Genomic DNA, 17,691 nt, shown 5'->3' on the forward strand with positions numbered 1-17,691 from the left:
GGGCCGCCGCGAGCCGGGCCGAGGCTTGGGGCCATGACGACGACTCCCGTACCCTCCGCGAACGCCGCCTCCTCCGCCGACACCGCCCCGTCCGCGAACGACGCCGCCCCGGCGAGCGCCGCCGGCACCTTCCTCCTCGGCGGCGACCTGCCGGTGTCCCGGATGGGCTTCGGCGCGATGAAGCTGCCCTCCCGCGACTGGCAGGGGCCCGCCTGCGACCCCGAGCAGAGCGTCCGGGTGCTGCGCCGGGCCGTCGAGCTGGGCGTGGACCACATCGACACCGCCTGGTTCTACTTCTTCCGGGAGGTCTCCGCCCACGGCCTGATCCGGCGGGCCCTGCACCCCTACCGGGACGGACTCGTGATCGCCACCAAGGTCGGCCCGGGCCGCGACCCGCAGGGCCGCTGGCTGGAGCCGGCCGACCGGGAGGCGCTGCGGGCCGCCGTCCACCGCGATCTGCGCGAGCTGGGGGTGGACCGGCTGGACGTGGTCCACCTGCGCCGGATGCCGAGTCAGTCCTCGATCGCCGAGCCCTTCGCCGCGCTGGCGGAGCTGCGCGAGGAGGGCCTGATCCGGCACCTGGGCGTCAGCAACGTGAACGCGGCCCAGCTCGCCGAGGCCGAGGCGATCGCCCCGGTGGTGACGGTGCAGAACAAGTTCAGCGTGCTGGACCGGACGCCGGAGCAGGACCGGCTGCTGGCGGACTGCACGGAGCGGGGCATCGCCTTCGTCCCGTTCTACCCGCTGGGCGGCTCCGGGGTGCCGGAGCACCCGGCCCTGCGCCGGGTCGCCGAGCGGCACGGCGCCACCCGGGCCCAGGTGATGGTGGCCTGGCTGCTGGCGCTCTCGCCGTCGGTGCTGGCGATCCCGGGCACCTCCTCGCCGGCGCACCTGGAGGAGAACGTCGCCGCCGCCGCGCTGCGGCTGGACGCCGAGGACCTCGCGGACCTGGAGAAGCTGACGGTCTCCGAAAATGTCTGACGGTGCCTGACAGATGAGGCTGTAGGACTGTCCGATGAATCCTGCTCCTGGTTTCCCCGTCGGCCGGCCGGGAAGAGCCCCGGCCGTACCCGAAGGTTCCCCAACTCCCAGGAGCAGTCCGGATGGCAGCGTCAGCAGCGGGCTCCGGGGGGACCTTCGGGCGGGACCTCTCGGAGTGGCGGATCGTGCTGGTCGCCTGGCGGCTGATGGTGCTGCAGGCCGCCCACCCGGTGGTCGGGGCAGGGACGGCCGAGCACTCCACCTACCGGGGCCGCCCCTGGCGCCGGATCGAGCACACCATGGCCAGCGGCCGGCGGCTGTTCCAGGCCGACGAGGAGCAGCTGTGGCGGGAGGTCCAGCGGCTCGACCGGGCGCACCGGCGGATCGTCGGCGCCGCCGAGGACGGGTGCGGCTACGACGCCCGGGACCCGGACGCCCGGGCCTGGGTGCTGCTCACCCTCTTCGAGAGCGTCGTCGCGATGCGGGAGCTGAGCGGCGATCCGTACACGGCGGAGGAACTGGAGTCCTCGTACCGGGAGTTCGCCGGGATCGCGACGGTGTTCGGACTGTCCTCGGGGGAGCTGCCCGCCACCGCGGCCGAGCTGCGCGGCCGGTTGCGCCGGGCGGTGGCCGAGCAGCTGGAGTTCACCGCGACGGCGCGCCGTCTGCTGTACGACCTGCTGAGCGAGGTGCCGTGCCCGCGCCGGCTGCGCTTCCTCGGGCCGGCCGGCTGGCGGGCGGTGCGCGCGGTGGCCGGCCGGCTGGCCGCCGAACTGACCGTGGCGGACCTTCCGGCGGTCTTCCGCGAGCGCTTCGGCCTGGTGCCCACCCGGCGCGGACGGCTGCTCTCGCTGCTGCTGCACCGCGGCGCCCGGGTGCTGGTCACCGGGCTGCCGGACCGCCACCGCTACCGGGCGCCGGGGGCGGGCTCCCCGTCCCGGCCCCGGCGGCCCGCGCGGCGGGACACCGGGCGGCAGGACACCAGGCCGCCCCGGCTGGACCGGTTCTTCCGGGAGGTGCTGGACCGGACCGGGGACGGCCACCTCACTGCCCACGACTTCCGGGCGATGGCGCACGACGTGTGCCGGCAGCTGGAGCTCTCCGAGGAGGGGGAGGCCCGGGTGTACGACGCCTTCGAGCGCTGGTGGGAGGAGCTGCGGGCGGGCATGGACACCGACGGCGACGGCCGGGTGGCCCGGGCCGAGTACGTCGCCGCCACGCTGGCCGGCTGCGACCGCGACCCGGCGTACCTCGAGCGCGGGCTGCTGCCCGCGCTCCGGGCGGTGTTCGATGCGGCCGACGCGGACGGGGACGGCCTGCTGGACTTCGCCGAGTACCGGGTGCTGTTCGGCGGACGGCGCGTCCACCCGGCCGAACTCGCGCACGGGTTCCGGAAGTTGGACACCGACGGGGACGGGGTGATCACCTCGGCGGAGTTCCTGCGCGGCTTCGTGGACTACTTCACCGCCCGGGCCCCCTCGGCCCCGGGCACCCAGCTGCTCGGCCGGGCCTGAGAGCTGTCGGGCCCCGACGGCTGCCGGACGTGCGGCCCCGGCCCCGACCGCCGTCGGCCCCGACCGCTGCCGCCGAGCACGACGCCGACCACGACGCCGACCACGCCCGGCACCCCGGCCAGCCGGTCGGCCATCGCTTCGATGATCGCGTGCACGGTGAACATGCCTTTCTGTCAGGGCAGTAGCTGTCAATGCTACGGACCGTCCAGATTTCCCGCCCCACCTTCCCGGCTGCTCGTTGTGGCCCGGCGGCCCGCTTCGCAGACTGTGCGCACGGCATCGCCGCCGGTAGAACCCCACCCCGCCCGCTCCTTCCGCGTAAGGGTGGTGGATACTGAGCTTGTGAACGTGTTCACGTTCACAAGCGGGCAAGCATGCACATCTGGGCAGCGGTCCCCGGCTATAGATGAAGTTTGTCCGAAATGTGACCTCGATCGAGGTCGGTTGGAGAGAGGGCGACGTGGAACTGGCAATCGCTCACGAAACCATCGCGCGATGGCAATTCGGCATCACCACCGTCTACCACTTCCTCTTCGTACCGCTCACCATCAGCCTCGCCGCGATCGTGGCGGGACTCGAGACCGCGTGGGTGCGGACGGACAAGGAGAAGTACTTCCACGCCACGAAGTTCTGGGGGAAGCTCTTCCTGATCAACATCGCGATGGGCGTGGTCACCGGCATCGTGCAGGAGTTCCAGTTCGGCATGAACTGGTCCGACTACTCCCGCTTCGTCGGTGACGTCTTCGGCGCCCCGCTCGCGATGGAGGCGCTGATCGCCTTTTTCTTCGAGTCGACCTTCATCGGCCTGTGGATCTTCGGCTGGGACAAGCTGCCGCGGAAGCTGCACTGCGCCTGCATGTGGATGGTCGCGCTCGGCACCGTGCTCTCGGCCTACTTCATCCTGGCGGCCAACTCCTGGATGCAGCACCCGGTCGGCTACACGATCGACCCGGCCACCGGCAAGGCCCAGCTGACCGACATCGCCAAGGTGCTGTTCCAGGACACCACCGTCACCGTCGTCCTGCACACCCTGACCGCGGCCTTCCTCACCGGCGCGGCGTTCATGGTCGGCATCGCCTCCTTCCACCTCTGGAAGGCCAAGCGCAAGCCGGAGAGCCCCGCCGCCGCCCCGGAGAAGGTCGCCGTGATGCGGACCTCGCTGCGGCTCGGTCTGGTGCTCGCGGTGGTCTTCGGCCTGGGCACCGCGCTCAGCGGCGACTCGCTCGCCAAGGTCATGTTCCGTCAGCAGCCGATGAAGATGGCCGCCGCCGAGGCGCTCTGGGACACCAAGGCGCCGGCGCCGTTCTCGGTCTTCGCGGTCGGCGACGTCGGCAAGGGCCACAACTCGGTGGAACTGGAGATCCCCGGGATACTGTCCTTCCTCGCCAACAGCGACTTCAGCTCCTCCGTCCCCGGCATCAACGACACCGCCGAGGCCGAGGCCGCCAAGTACGGCGGCGACCCCAAGGACTACATCCCGAGCATCTTCGTCACCTACTGGGGCTTCCGCCTCATGATCGGCTTCGGGATGACCTCCTTCGTGGCCGGGGCGATCGGGCTCTGGACCACCAGGAAGAAGCGCTTCCTCCACCCGGAGTTCCGCACCGGGGACACCGAGGTGCCCAGGCTGATGCTCACCCCGAAGCGGGAGCTGGGGCCCTTCCTCACCAAGTGGAGCTGGCGGATCGGGATCCTCACCATGGGCTTCCCGCTGATCGCCAACAGCTTCGGCTGGATCTTCACCGAGATGGGCCGGCAGCCCTGGGCGGTGTTCGGGCTGATGACCACCGCCAGTGCCGTCTCGCCCAACGTGGGCATCGGCACCCAGATCGGAGCACTGGCGACCTTCACCACGCTGTACGCGATCCTCGCCGTCGTCGAGGTGAAGCTGCTGGTCAAGTACGCCAAGGCCGGCCCGGTCACCGACGAGCGGCCGCCCACCGAGGACCCGACGCTGCGCGGTCCCGCCTCCGGCGACGACGCCGACAAGCCGCTCGCCTTCGCCTACTGAGGCCACCCAGGATCGATAGGACCGACACACCATGGAACTTCACGACGTCTGGTTCGTCCTGATCGCCGTCCTCTGGATCGGCTACTTCTTCCTGGAGGGCTTCGACTTCGGCATCGGCATCCTCACCAAGCCGCTCGCCCGGAACACCGCCGAGCGCCGGGTGCTGATCAACACCATCGGCCCGGTCTGGGACGGCAACGAGGTCTGGCTGCTGACCGCCGGCGGCGCCACCTTCGCGGCCTTCCCGGACTGGTACGCGACCCTCTTCAGCGGCTTCTACATCCCGCTGCTGCTGATCCTGGTCTGCCTGATCGTGCGCGGCGTCGCCTTCGAGTACCGGGCCAAGCGGCCCGAACCGCGCTGGCAGCGGAACTGGGAGGAGGCGATCTTCTGGACCTCGCTGGTCCCGGCCTTCCTCTGGGGCGTCGCCTTCGCCAACATCGTCCGGGGCGTCGACATCGACGCGCAGAAGAACTACGTCGGCGGCTTCTGGGACCTGCTCAACCCGTACGCGCTGCTCGGCGGCCTGGTGACGCTCAGCCTGTTCACCTTCCACGGCGCGGTGTTCGCCGCGCTCAAGACGGTCGGCGACATCCGCGACCGGGCCCGGGACGCGGCCCTGAAGGCCGGACTGGCGGCCGCGGCGCTGGCGCTGGTCTTCCTGGTCTGGACCCAGGCCGACAACGGCAACGGCCGGAGCCTGGCCGCCCTGGTGATCGCGGTGCTCGCCCTGCTCGGCGCGCTGCTCGCCAACCGGGCCGGCCGCGAGGGCCGGGCCTTCGTCCTCTCCGGGGCGACGATCGTGGCCGCGGTCGCGATGCTCTTCCTCGCGCTCTTCCCCGACGTCATGCCGTCCACCCTGAACCCGGAGTGGAGCCTGACCGTGACCAACGCGGCCTCCTCGCCCTACACGCTCAAGCTGATGACGATCGTGGCCGCCGTGTTCACCCCGCTGGTGCTGCTCTACCAGAGCTGGACGTACTGGGTGTTCCGCAAGCGGATCGGTGTCCAGCACATCCCCGGGCACGATCCGGCCGCCGCGCTCGACCAGGGCTGAGGCCATGAAGCCGGTCGACCCCCGACTCCTCGCCCACGCCCGCACCACCCGGGTCTTCCTCGCCGGATCCGTCCTGCTGGGGACGGTGAACGCGGCCCTGGTGGTGGCCCAGGCGGGCCTGATCGCCGAACTCGTGGTCCGCGGCTTCCAGCAGCGGGCCGGGCTCGGTGAACTCGGCACCCCGCTGGCGCTGCTGGCGCTCACCGCGGTCGGGCGCGGGCTGGTCGGCTGGCTCACCGAACTGGTCGCGCACCGGTCCGTCGCCCGGGTGAAGTCCACCCTGCGGCGCCGGCTGCTCGACCACGCCACCGCGCTCGGCCCGGCCTACCTGGCGGGCCGGCGCACCGGCGAACTCACCGCGCTGGCCACCCGGGGCGTCGACGCGCTCGACGACTACTTCGCCCGCTACCTGCCGCAGCTGGCGCTCGCCGTGGTCGTCCCGGCCACCGTGCTGCTGCGGATCGTCGGTGCCGACGTCACCTCGGCCGCGATCATCGCCGGCACCCTGCCGCTGATCCCGCTGTTCATGGTGCTGATCGGGATGGCCACCCAGGCCCGGATGGACCGTCAGTGGGAGGGGCTGTCCCGGCTCTCGCACCACTTCCTGGACGTGGTCGCCGGGCTGCCCACGCTCAAGGTGTTCGGCCGGGCCCGCGCCCAGGCCGCCACCATCGCCCGGATCACCGCCGACTACCGCCGGGCCACCCTGCGCACCCTGCGGATCGCCTTCGTCTCCTCCTTCGCGCTGGAACTGCTCTCCACCCTCTCGGTCGCCCTGGTCGCCGTCACCGTCGGTTTCCGGCTGGTCGACGGCACCCTCGACCTGGAGACCGGGCTGCTGATCCTGGTCCTCGCCCCCGAGGTCTACTTCCCGATCCGCCAGGTCGGCGCGCTCTACCACTCCAGCGTCGAGGGACTCACCGCCGCCGACCGGATCTTCGAGGTGCTGGAGACCCCGCTGCCGCCGCGCGGCACCGTGCCCGCGCCCGACCTGGCCGGGGCCGCCCTCACCGCCGAGGGCCTCGTGGTGGCCTTCCCCGGCCGCGGCACGCCCGTCCTGGACGGCGCCTCGCTCACCCTCCGCCCCGGCGAGACGGTCGCCCTCACCGGGCCCTCCGGGGCCGGCAAGTCCACCCTGCTCGGCGTCCTGCTCGGCCTCACCGCGCCCACCGCCGGAACGGTCCGGATCACCGCCGCCGACGGGCGGACCCACGACCTGGCCGAGCTGGAGCCGGACAGCTGGCGGCGGCAGATCGCCTGGGTGCCGCAGCACCCGCACCTGTTCGCCGGGACCGTCGCCGACAACCTGACCCTGCACCGGCCCGGAGCCACCGAGCAGCAGCAGCGCGCGGCCCTGCGCTCCGCGCACGCCCTCGACTTCGTCGACCGGCTGCCGCAGGGTCTCGCCACCCGTCTCGGCGAGGACGGCGCCGGGCTCTCCGCCGGACAGCGCCAGCGGCTCGCGCTCGCCCGGGTGCTGCTCGCCGACGACCGCCCGCTGGTCCTGCTCGACGAGCCCACCGCCAACCTGGACGGCGACTCCGAGGCGGCCGTCGTCGACGCCGTCCGGGCACTGGCCGCCGACCCGGCGCGCACGGTGCTGGTGGTCGCGCACCGGCCCGCGCTGCTGGCCGCCGCCGACCGGCGGGTCCGGCTGACCGGCCCGGCCGCTCCTCCCGTCCCGGCCGCCGCCCTCCCCGCCGCATCCGCCTTCCCCGCTGCCGCCGTCCCCGCCGTCCCCGCCGTCCCGGCACCGGCGCCACCCGACCAGGACGCCCCGGCCCCCGCCGCGGGCGCCGTCCGGCCCCGGCTGGCGCTCTCGGTGCTGCTCGGCTCGCTCGCGCTCGGCTGCGCGGTGGCGCTGATGGCCACCTCCGGCTGGCTGATCTCCCGGGCCTCCGAGATGCCGCCCGTGCTCCATCTGATGATGGCCGTCACCGCGGTGCGCGCCTTCGGCATCGGCCGCAGCGTCTTCCGCTACGCCGAGCGGCTGGTCTCGCACGACGCGGTGCTGCGCACCCTCGGCACCCTGCGCGTCGCCGTCCACCGCCGGCTCGCCGTGCTGGCCCCGGCGGCGCTGCCCGCGTTCCGGCGGGGCGACCTGCTCTCCCGGCTGGTCGCCGACGTCGACGCGGTCCAGGACCACTACCTGCGCTGGCGGCTCCCGGCCGCGGTGGCGGCGGTGGTCTCCACCGCCACCGCGCTCGCCGTGGGCGCCTTCCTGCCCGCCGCCGGGCTGGTGCTGGGGCTCGGCCTGCTGCTCGCCGGCCTGGTGGTGCCCGCGCTGACCGCCCGCTGGTCGGCCGGCGCCGAGCGGCGGCAGGCCCCGGCGCGCGGGCGGCTCGCCACCGCCGTCCTGGACGCCTTCAGCGGCACCGCCGAACTCACCGTGGCCGGCGCCCTGCCGGGACGGCTGGCCGCCGTCCGCGCGGCCGACGCCACGCTGACCGGGCTGGCCGCCCGCTCGGCCGCCACCGCGGCGCTCGGCACCGGGCTGATCACCCTGCTCACCGGCCTCACGGTGGCCGGCGCCGCGGCGGCGGGGCTGCACGGCGTGGCGTCCGGGGCGCTCGCCCCGGTCTGTCTGGCCGTGGTCGTGCTGACCCCGCTGGCGGCCTTCGAGGCGGTCACCGGGATGCCCGCCGCCGTCCAGGCCCGCCGGCGCGGCCTGGCCGCCTCGGAGCGGCTCGCCGAGGTGCTGGACGCGCCGGAGGCCGTGGCCGAACCCGCCGAGCCGGCCGCGCTGCCCGGGCAGCCGCTGCCGATCACGGTCCGCGGCCTGACCGCCCGGTACCCCGGCCGGAGCGTGGACGCGCTGAGCGGCGTCGACCTCGACCTCGCCCCCGGCCGGCGGATCGCCGTGGTCGGCCCGTCCGGTTCCGGCAAGACCACGCTCGCGCACACGCTGCTCCGCTTCCTGGACCAGCGCGCGGGCGCCGTCGTCCTCGCCGCCGGCCGTCCACAGGCTGTGGACAGCCGCGCGCTGGCGGGGGAGGACGTCCGCCGGGTGGTCGGGCTCTGCGCGCAGGACGCCCACGTCTTCGACAGCTCGCTCCGGGAGAACCTGCGTCTCGCCCGGCCCGGTGCCGACGAGGAGGAGCTGCGGGCCGCGCTCGCCGCCGCCCGGCTGCTGGACTTCACCGACTCGCTGCCGGACGGCCTGGACACCATGGTCGGCGAGCACGGCGCCCGGCTCTCCGGCGGGCAGCGGCAGCGGCTGGCGCTGGCCCGGGCACTGCTCGCGGACTTCCCGGTGCTCGTCCTGGACGAGCCGGCCGAGCACCTCGACCTGCCCACCGCCGACGCGCTCACCGCCGATCTGCTCGCCGCCACCGCCGGGCGCAGCACCGTCCTGATCACCCACCGGCTGGCCGGACTGGACGACGGCACGGTGGACGAGGTGCTGGTCCTGGAGGCGGGCCGGGTGGTCGAGCGGGGCGGCTGGTCGGAACTGCTGGCCCGGCCGGAGGGTCGGCTGCGCGCCCTGCACGACCGGGAGCGGGAGGCGGAGGGCCTGCCGCTGGCGGTCGGGTAGCCCCGGGGCCGGGTGTCCTGGCCCCGGGCGGAGGGGAGTCGCCGGCCCTCGTCCGTCGCGTCGCTACTTCTGACGAAAACCGTACAAACTACGCTCATCGTCATGGACCCCACGCCAGAGCTGCCCGAGCCCGCCGGGACCGACTCGCCCGCCCCGTCCGCCGCGTCCGGCGGGGCCGCCGGGCCGGTGGCGGCCGGTGGGTCGGCCGGGGTGCCCTCCGCCCCCGGCGACCCGGAGGCGGACCAGGTGCCCCACCGCGTCCCCGAGATCGCCTCGCTGGGCCTGGACACCCTGGTCACCGAGGTGGCCGAACGGCTGCAGTCCGCCGCCGCCGTCACCGACCGGATGCAGCGGCTGCTGGAGGCGGTCGTCTCGGTCGGCGCGGGTCTGGACCTGCACGCCACCCTGCACCGGATCGCCACCGGCGCCGCCGAGCTCGTCGACGCCCGCTACGCCGCCCTCGGGGTGATCGCCCCCAACGGGCACGGGCTCTCCGACTTCATCCATGTCGGAGTGGACGACGCGGTGGCGGCCCGGATCGGCGAGCTGCCGGTCGGCCGGGGCATCCTCGGGGCGCTGATCGACCGCCCCGAGCCGCTGCGGCTCGGCGAGCTCGGCGCCGATCCCCGCTCGTACGGCTTCCCCCCGCACCACCCGGAGATGAGGACCTTCCTCGGCGAGCCGATCAGGATCCGCGACGAGGTGTTCGGCAATCTCTACCTGACCGAGAAGAAGGGCGGCGGCGCCTTCACCCCCGAGGACGAGCAGGTGGTGCACGCGCTGGCCGCCGCGGCCGGGGTCGCGATCGAGAACTCCCGCCTCTACGAGGAGGGCCGGCGCCGGGAGCGGTGGATCGCCGGGGCGGCCGCCGTCACCACGGCGCTGCTCTCCAGGGACGAGGCGGAGATCGCCCTCACCGTCGCCGCCGAGCAGGTCAGGGAGCTGGCGGACGCCGCGCTGGGCATGATCCTGCTGCCGGTCGCCGACGAGGACGCCGGCACCGTGCGGATGCGGGTCGCGCACGCCTCCGGGGAGGCGGCCGAGTTCGTGCGCGGCGAACTGCTGCCGCCGGACAGCTTCGCCGCCCGGCTGCTCGACGGCGAGAGCGTCCACCTGGACGACATGTCCACCGACCCGACCGTGGTGATCCGGCTCGCCCGCAGCTTCGGCCCGTCGCTGGCCGTGCCGATGGTCGCCGCCCGCCGGGTGCTCGGCGGGCTGTGCGTATGGCGTCCGCGGGGCGCGATGCCGTTCACCGACGGGGAGAAGCAGCTGGCCGAGACCTTCGCCTCGCAGGCCGCGCTCGCACTGCGGCTCGCCGAGGGCCAGCGCGACCAGCAGCGGCTCGCGGTCTTCCAGGACCGCGACCGGATCGCCCGCGACCTGCACGACCTGGTCATCCAGCGGCTGTTCGCCACCGGGATGATGCTGGAGGGCGCCGCCCGGCGGGCCATCGTCCCCGAGGTGAAGGTCCGCATCGGCGAGGCCGTCGACGAACTGGACGCCACCATCCAGGAGGTCCGCACCACCATCTACGCGCTCCAGCACGACGACCACGGCGACGCGCCGGACACCCTGCGGACCCGGGTGCTGCGCGAGTGCAGCCAGACCGCTGCGGCGCTCGGCTTCAAGCCCTCGGTCTCCTTCGTCGGCCCGGTGGAGAGCCTGGTCGGCGAGAAGACCGGTCGTCAACTGCTCGCGGCGCTGCGGGAGATGCTCTCCAACGCGGCCCGGCACGCCCGGGCCTCCCGGGTCGGCGTCGAGGTCGACTCGACCGTGCACCTGGACGACGACGGCCGGCCCGTCGGCGGCGACCCGGAGTCGCTCGACCGGGGCGGGCGCCCCGGGGTCCTGCTGACCGTCACCGACGACGGGGTCGGCATCCCGGAGGGCGGGCGGCGCAGCGGCCTGCGCAATCTGACCCGGCGGGCCGAGGCGCTGGGCGGGGACGCCTGGCACGAGCCGGGGCCGTACGGCCGGGGTACCAGGGTGCGCTGGACGGCGCGTCTCTGAGTGTCCGTCGGGCGGCCGGGCGACGCCCCGTCGGCGGGGCCGGCCGGGCGTCGGAATGGTCGGGGCGACTCGGGACATTCTCGAACGGTTGGTGAACGACGCGCAGCGCCGGCGGGAGTGCTTGGCGCGCGGAAGGTGTGCAGTCGGTGAAAGTTTAACGAGAGAGAACTTCCCGGCCAACGGAGAAAGTTGTGCATTTCGTGGCCTTCCGGCGCTCTCGTGTGCACACATAGCTTTACTCCCGTCTCGGAGAGAAACCGGACCGTGGGGGAGCAGTGGACGCGTCTGGCCGCGGTCACACCGCAGCAGGGGCAGGTCGAGGGGGATTCCGGGCCGAACGGGCGCCGGACGGACGGTACCGCTGGCAACTGAAGGCGCCGAACGGGCGCGTTGTCGCGGTGACCGCGGCCGGGTACGAGACGGCTGCGGAGGCGGAGCGCGGCTTCGACGGCTTACGGGTCGTCGCGGACGGGCTCACCGCCCGGATCACGCACGTCCGGGACGGCATCGGGTGGGTCTGGGTGGTCCCGGGCACCCGCAACCTCCCGGAGGTGCGGTCGAGCCGTGCCTACGAGCGGTACGCGACCTGTCAGAACGCCTTCCGGCGCTTCGTGGTGCTGCTGGCGAAACAGCCGGCCCTCGAACGTCCCGAACCGATGGAGCGGGGGCCGTCGTTGAGAACGTCCGATGTCCACTGAGCGACGCGGGCCGCGCCTGCTCTCCGTCCCGGTCGGCGACCGTTCGCTGTCCTGGGCGCTGCGAGCGGCGAACGGCAGACAGCTCGGCGTGGGCGTGCGCACCTATCGCAACGAGCAGGAACTCACCGACGCCGTCCGTGAGTTGATCATCGAGCGGACGGCACTGCGGTGCACCGTCGGCCAGTCCGAGGCCCGGCTCTGGGTCTGGACGGCCTACCTGCCGGTCCGCACCACCCGTCCGGGTGCCGCCGAGGCGGCCGGGCCGGTGGCCCGCAGCGCCCGGGGCTACCTCCGGCGCGACCAGTGCCAGGCCGGCGTGACCGGATTCCTGTCCGGGCTCCAGCGCCTGGGCCAGGAGTCGCGGCGCCCCGGCCGGGAGGACAGCTGGCCGTTCTGACGGCCCGTCCGCAGTTCCGCAGCCGCCTTCGGGCGGCTGTTCGTGCTGGCCCCGCACAGGGGCCGGCTTCCCCCTCTTCCGGTGAAGCCCAGGTATCCGGCAACCCCCCGAGTCGCCACCTGGAGAAGAACGTCACCGGCCTCCCACCTGCGACTTTCCCACCCTCCGCGGCCGCGCTGACCTGTCGCTAAACCTCTCCGAACCGAGAAATCGACAATCGCCGGCGGCCGGGCTCGGCCCTTCCGACGGAACCGGGCCGACCGACAGGATCGGCACTGCCGGAGCGGCCACCGCGGACGTGGCCACCGGCCCCGGTCACTGACCACCAGTACCCGGGCACAGCGATGTACTGCTCTCCCACCGGAGGAAGAGGAACATGCGCAAGACCGCTGCCAAGCTGCTCGCCGCCGCCGCCATCGCCACCTCGGTCGCCACCGTCGCCGCCGGCACCGCCGTCGCCGACCCGTCGACCCTGCCCACCCTGCCGGTCGCGCAGGACATCGTGGGCGTCGGCTCGGACACCACCCAGGCCGTCCTGAACCAGTTCTCGACCGACTACAACGCGTTCCTGGGCGCCAGCAGCACCCTCCCGCGTCTGTACAGCTGGGACGCGACCGGCTCCTCGCCGATCACCACCAAGACCGGTGCCACCTCGCTGGCCCGCCCGAACGGCTCGAGCGCCGGCATCTCCGCGCTGGACGCCACCACCAAGACCACGGTCGACTTCGCCCGCTCCTCGCGCGGCCCGAAGAACAGCACCCCGACCGTCCCGGGTGACCCGACCACCGACCTGTTCGTGGCCTTCGCCAAGGACGCGGTCTCCGTCGCCACCACCACGACGGGCAGCAACGCGCCGACCAACCTGTCCAAGAACGACCTGATCAACATCTACAACTGCACCTACACCAACTGGAACCAGATCCCGGGCTACACGGGCGCCGGCGGCACCATCAAGGCCTTCCTCCCGCAGGTCGGCTCCGGCACCCGCTCCTTCTTCCTGTCGGCCCTCGGCCTGGCCAACGGTGGCGCTTGCGTCCTGGCCAACCCGACCGTCCAGGAGAACCAGGGCACCGACGCGCTCCTGAACGACCCGAACGCGATCGTTCCCTACTCCGCCGCCCACTACATCGGCCAGGTCTACAACGGCCACAGCAGCGGCAGCGACGCCGCGGGCGCCCTGACCATCCGTTCGATCGACGGCATCGCCCCGGTCGACGGCACCAACGCCCTGTCGGCGACCTTCGCCAACACCGCCTTCGGCCGCGTGGTCTACAACGTCGTCCGCGAGGCGAACTGGAACGCCACCGACACCCAGGGCACCGCGCTGCGCGCGATCTTCGGCACCAACGGCTGGATCTGCAAGAACGCCACCGCCACCGCCGACATCAAGAGCTACGGCTTCCGTACCCTCCCGGTCGGCGCCTGCGGCAGCACCACCCACGCGGTCTGATCACACCCCGTACTTCCGGCGGCCGGGGGCTTGCGCCCCTGGCCGCCGGGCCACGCCGGGGCGCCCGGAGCGACTCCGGGCGGGCCGGCGGCACCACCGCACCACCGCACCACCGCCGCGGCGCCGTACGCACACAGCACCGTACGAACGCGGCACCGCTCCACCGCAACACCGCGCGAAAGCCCGACCCACGGCCTCATGGCCGAACCGTTCCACGTTGCACACCTAGGAGAGCAGTATGTCCCGCACCAGCGCCCGTCTTGCCGCCGTTGCCACCGCTGTTGTGCTCGCCACCACCGGCGCGGCCACCTCGGCCTCCGCCGCCACCCCGGCCACCGGCAGCGCCGTGGTGAACGAGAGCAACACCTTCCTGATCAACTCCCTCTCGGCGGGCGTCATGGTCTTTGCCCTCCCGACGGCCACCGGCTCCTACGACAGCGCCACCGGCCTGTCCGCCGCGTTCCCGGTGACCGGCGGTTCCGCCAACCTCCCCGGCTACTACGGCGACGTCCAGCTGGGCGGCGGGCTGCTCTTCATCAACCTGCGCACCGGCAAGACCGCCGTCTTCAAGAACCTGTCCTTCAACGTGGGCAACTGGCAGATCACCGGTGTGCCGCAGGGCGGCACCACCCCGGTCGCGCTGCTCGACCCGGCCGGCGACACCACGGTCTCCGGCAACGCCGCCGCCAGCACGCTGACCGCCAGCGACCTCCAGGTGGACGAGGAGGGTGCGAAGTACCTCGACACCAAGCTGAACACCACCTTCTTCACCGCGGGTCAGTCGGTGGGTTCGCTGAACTTCACCTTCAAGGCCGGCAGCTGACACGCACCAGGTAACGGCGGCGGGGTCCGGATGTCCGGGCCCCGCTGTTCCGCGCTCCGGGGAACGGCCGGCGGAGTGATCAAAAGGGGTTGTTCGCAGGCGAGTTGTGGCCTCGTACACCCTGGCGATCCACGGCGTCCATGTACGGCTGGCCGAATGGTGACTGACCATCGGCGGCATCTGGCCAACTCGCGCCGGGGTCCGGCCGGTTCCCCGTCTACGCGCGAAGCGCGTCCCTGGAGGTGCACGTCATGAGAGTCCGTCCACCGGGTTCGAGAGCCCTGGGGAGGTGGAGGAGGGGACTGCTGGCACTGGGGACGGCCTGGGCGGTCGTAGGAGTCTCGGCGATCCTGCCGCTGGGCGCGGGAACGGTTCCGCAGGCGGCGGCGGCCACGGCGACGACCGTGGACGGGCCGGCCGTCTGGCGCCCCGCGAGCCAGGACTACGGCCCCAAGGGAAAGATCACCGTCTCCTCCACCGCCAACCTCAGCAACGAGGTCGTCCACGTCTCCTGGGAGGGTTTCACCCCGACCGTGGACCCGCTGGGCCAGCCGGTGAAGTTCGTCAAGCTCAACAGCCCCACCGGCCAGGAGCTCTACCCCGTCCGGATCTACCAGTGCCGGGGCACCGACCCCACCGTGCACGACTGCTACGGCAGCACCAAGTTCAACCAGGACCCGGCCAAGGGCTTCCTCCAGCCGGCGCCCCCGCCGGGAACCACCACGCCGGAGTACCCCTTCAACGGCGCGGTCCGGGTCACCGGCCCCGACGGCCGCGGCGAGGCGGACATCGAGGTGTGGACCTCCCAGGAGAGCCAGAGCCTCGGCTGCGACTCCACCCACCCGTGCTCCTTGGTCGTTGAGGCCAACTACGGTGGGGACTCGCTCGGTTGGACGACCGACAACTACCAGCTCGACTGCGCGAACCACACCCTCGACAATCCGGTCGAGAGCGGGTTCTTCGCGGCGGCCTCGGAGTCGATCTTCGCCATGAACGGCGCGGAGAACGACACCTGGAACCCGGGCGAGAGCTGCGCCTGGGCGAACCGGGTCGTGATCCCGCTCTCCTTCGCGCCGACCGCGGGCGACTGCCCCAGTGCTTCGCAGGACCTGCTGGTCGCCGGCCTGGCGATGGCCAACCGCGCGATGCAGCAGTGGCGCGCCGGTCTGTGCCAGGGCTCGAACGCGCTCGGGGTGGACTACATCGCGAACCAGGGCGAGCCGCAGGCCAGGGCGAACTTCCGGAAGCAGACGGGGCCGGACGTCGCCCTGACCGCACTCCCGGAGACCGAACCGGCGAACCGCCCGTACGTCTACGCGCCGCTGGCGACCACGGCGATCTCGGTCGCCTACGTGGTCGACGACGTGGCCAACTCCGGCCAGATCAAGACGCTCAACCTGACCCCGCGACTGCTGGCGAAGATGCTGACCCAGTCCTATGCGATGGTCAAGGGCGTCACGATCGACTCGGTCGCGAACAACCCGGTGTGCATCTTCGAGGACAAGGACTTCCTCGACCTCAACCAGCTGGACCCGGCGGGCGGCCAGCGCTGGCCCAAGTGCACCGACCAGGCCTGGCTGGCCGACTCGGCGCCGATCGTGCTCGGCGGCACCACCGACCTGATCTACCAGCTGACCTCGTGGATCGCCGCGGACCCGGAGGCCGCGGCCTTCCTGCGGGGCGAGCCGGACCCGAACGGCATGCACGTCAACACCTTCTACCGGCAGCCCGCGTTCGCCGGCTACCCGGTGGACGCCATCAGGGTGCAGGACTACTCCGGCCCCGGCGACTGGAAGATGTACGAGATCAACCCGCTCAACAACGGTCTGGCCCAGGTCGCGCGCAACCTCCTGATGGCCAAGCCGACCTGCCAGTCCCCGTACGCCGACGTGGACGGCAAGCACCCCGGCTGCGCGCCGGTGGACCCCGGCCGCCGCGGGCTGTTCGCGATCATGGACAGCGGTCAGGCAAAGGCGTACGGCATGCCGGAGGCGGCGCTCCGCAACCCGGCCGGGCAGTTCGTGAAGCCGACCCAGGACTCGCTCGGGGCCGCCGTCGCGACCATGCCCGTCGACCCCGCCACCGGCACCCAGACGCTGCCGTACGGCGTCGCCGGAACCGCGTTCGCGGGTTCGGCGCAGGCGTACCCGCTGTCGGTCGTGCAGTACGCGATGATGCCGACCGGCGGCCTCTCCGCCGCGAAGGCGAAGGCGGCCTCGGACTTCCTGCGCCGGGTGACCGACCCGGCCGAGGGCCAGCGGTACGGGAACGAGCCCGGTTTCCTGACCGCCGGCTTCCTCGCCCTGACGGGCGACCAGCAGGCACAGGCCCGGTCCGCCGCGGCGCACGTGGCGGCGCAGGACGGCACCTACCCCGGCAACCAGCCGGGCCCGAAGCCGACCGAGCCCGGGGGCGAGAACGGCGGCCAGACCGGCGGCCCCGGGACCGACGGCGGGACCACCGGTGGTACTGACGGCGGAACCACCGGTGGTACCGACGGCGGGACCACCGGCGGGACCGACGGCGGGACCACGGGCGGGACCACCGGCGGCAGCGACGGTGGGAGCACCGGCGGGACCACGGGCGGGACCACCGGCGGGAGCGACGGTGGGACCACCGGCGGCTCGACGGGGTCCACGGGTTCGACCGGTACCTCGGGTTCGACGGGGTCGACGGGCTCCACCGGCTCGACCGGTACCTCGGGTTCGACGGGCTCCACCGGTACCTCGGGTTCCACCGGCAGCAGGACGTCCACCGGCTCGGGCACGACCGGTGCGGCCGGTACCGGTTCGGGCTCCGGCACCGCCGCGGTTCCCGCGGCAACCGCACCCGCGGCCGCGGCGCCCGCCAAGTCGACCCCGGCTCCGGCCAAGTCGACCCCGGCCGCCGCTCCGGCCGCCACCGGTCCGCTCGCCGCCGCTCCGGTCGCCGCCGGAACGCCGGCCGCCGACCGCTCCGGCGGCGCCCGGCTGCTGCTGCCGATCGCGCTGATCGCCGGCGCGGTCCTGCTGGTGGGAGGCCCGCTGGCGCTCGTCCTGGCCGGTACGCCGGCCGGCGCGAGGATCGCCGCCGGGGCGTCCGGGGTCTGGGCGCGCCTGCGTCCGGGCCGCCGCGTCTGACGGCGCACGTTCCGACTCGGCGGGGCCGCTGTCCCGGCCCCGCCGAGTGCCTTCCCCGTCCCCGACAGTCCCCCCGCACCTGTCCCGTACCGA

11 protein-coding genes are annotated in these 17,691 nt (G+C 73.3%); all 11 read left to right on the forward strand.

Annotation, left to right across the window (positions count from 1 at the left end):
- Positions 1-33: 33 nt before the first annotated feature.
- The 11 genes from ACIPYS_RS22905 (at position 34) to ACIPYS_RS22955 (ending at position 17,598) form a co-directional block, all read left to right on the forward strand.
- Positions 34-981: an oxidoreductase gene (locus ACIPYS_RS22905; protein ID WP_400748831.1), complete on the forward strand. Its 948-nt coding sequence runs from the start codon at positions 34-36 to the stop codon at positions 979-981.
- Positions 982-1,103: 122 nt separating this feature from the next.
- On the forward strand, positions 1,104-2,495 hold the full coding sequence (locus tag ACIPYS_RS22910) for an oxygenase MpaB family protein (RefSeq protein ID WP_400748834.1): 1,392 nt from the start codon (positions 1,104-1,106) through the stop codon (positions 2,493-2,495).
- A 460-nt stretch (positions 2,496-2,955) separates the two neighbouring features.
- The gene (locus tag ACIPYS_RS22915; protein ID WP_093861271.1) at positions 2,956-4,506 is read left to right on the forward strand and encodes a cytochrome ubiquinol oxidase subunit I; all 1,551 of its coding nucleotides are present in this window, start codon (positions 2,956-2,958) and stop codon (positions 4,504-4,506) included.
- Between the two features lie 31 nt (positions 4,507-4,537).
- Complete coding sequence (cydB, locus tag ACIPYS_RS22920; protein ID WP_400748838.1) at positions 4,538-5,563, forward strand: cytochrome d ubiquinol oxidase subunit II; 1,026 nt, start codon at positions 4,538-4,540, stop codon at positions 5,561-5,563.
- A 4-nt stretch (positions 5,564-5,567) separates the two neighbouring features.
- The gene (gene cydD / locus ACIPYS_RS22925; RefSeq protein ID WP_400748841.1) at positions 5,568-9,098 is read left to right on the forward strand and encodes a thiol reductant ABC exporter subunit CydD; all 3,531 of its coding nucleotides are present in this window, start codon (positions 5,568-5,570) and stop codon (positions 9,096-9,098) included.
- Positions 9,099-9,200: 102 nt separating this feature from the next.
- A complete protein-coding gene (locus ACIPYS_RS22930; protein ID WP_400748845.1) occupies positions 9,201-11,111 on the forward strand; it encodes a GAF domain-containing protein in 1,911 nt (636 codons plus the stop codon).
- A 275-nt stretch (positions 11,112-11,386) separates the two neighbouring features.
- A complete protein-coding gene (locus tag ACIPYS_RS22935) occupies positions 11,387-11,809 on the forward strand; it encodes a DUF1508 domain-containing protein (protein ID WP_093861274.1) in 423 nt (140 codons plus the stop codon).
- Positions 11,799-12,206, forward strand: a complete 408-nt coding sequence (locus ACIPYS_RS22940) for a hypothetical protein (protein WP_400748849.1) — start codon at positions 11,799-11,801, stop codon at positions 12,204-12,206. Before ACIPYS_RS22935 ends, ACIPYS_RS22940 begins: the two co-directional genes overlap by 11 nt.
- A gap of 376 nt (positions 12,207-12,582) precedes the next feature.
- Positions 12,583-13,656: a substrate-binding domain-containing protein gene (locus tag ACIPYS_RS22945; RefSeq protein ID WP_360019204.1), complete on the forward strand. Its 1,074-nt coding sequence runs from the start codon at positions 12,583-12,585 to the stop codon at positions 13,654-13,656.
- A 238-nt stretch (positions 13,657-13,894) separates the two neighbouring features.
- Entirely contained in the window at positions 13,895-14,479 is a 585-nt protein-coding gene (locus ACIPYS_RS22950; RefSeq protein WP_360019203.1) for a hypothetical protein, read from the forward strand.
- 251 nt (positions 14,480-14,730) lie between these two features.
- Positions 14,731-17,598: a hypothetical protein gene (locus ACIPYS_RS22955; RefSeq protein WP_400748854.1), complete on the forward strand. Its 2,868-nt coding sequence runs from the start codon at positions 14,731-14,733 to the stop codon at positions 17,596-17,598.
- Positions 17,599-17,691: the final 93 nt, after the last annotated feature.

It is taken from the genome of Kitasatospora sp. NPDC089913, assembly GCF_044748625.1.
Taxonomy (GTDB): Bacteria; Actinomycetota; Actinomycetes; order Streptomycetales; family Streptomycetaceae; genus Kitasatospora.

Bases quoted from the DNA above. Each gene is read 5' to 3' on its own strand.
- ACIPYS_RS22905 (WP_400748831.1), top strand. From the start codon at position 34: ATGACGACGACTCCCGTACCCTCCGCGAACGCCGCCTCCTCCGCCGAC.
- ACIPYS_RS22910 (WP_400748834.1), top strand. From the start codon at position 1,104: ATGGCAGCGTCAGCAGCGGGCTCCGGGGGGACCTTCGGGCGGGACCTC.
- cydB (WP_400748838.1), top strand. From the start codon at position 4,538: ATGGAACTTCACGACGTCTGGTTCGTCCTGATCGCCGTCCTCTGGATC.
- cydD (WP_400748841.1), top strand. From the start codon at position 5,568: ATGAAGCCGGTCGACCCCCGACTCCTCGCCCACGCCCGCACCACCCGG.
- ACIPYS_RS22930 (WP_400748845.1), top strand. From the start codon at position 9,201: ATGGACCCCACGCCAGAGCTGCCCGAGCCCGCCGGGACCGACTCGCCC.
- ACIPYS_RS22940 (WP_400748849.1), top strand. From the start codon at position 11,799: ATGTCCACTGAGCGACGCGGGCCGCGCCTGCTCTCCGTCCCGGTCGGC.
- ACIPYS_RS22945 (WP_360019204.1), top strand. From the start codon at position 12,583: ATGCGCAAGACCGCTGCCAAGCTGCTCGCCGCCGCCGCCATCGCCACC.
- ACIPYS_RS22950 (WP_360019203.1), top strand. From the start codon at position 13,895: ATGTCCCGCACCAGCGCCCGTCTTGCCGCCGTTGCCACCGCTGTTGTG.
- ACIPYS_RS22955 (WP_400748854.1), top strand. From the start codon at position 14,731: ATGAGAGTCCGTCCACCGGGTTCGAGAGCCCTGGGGAGGTGGAGGAGG.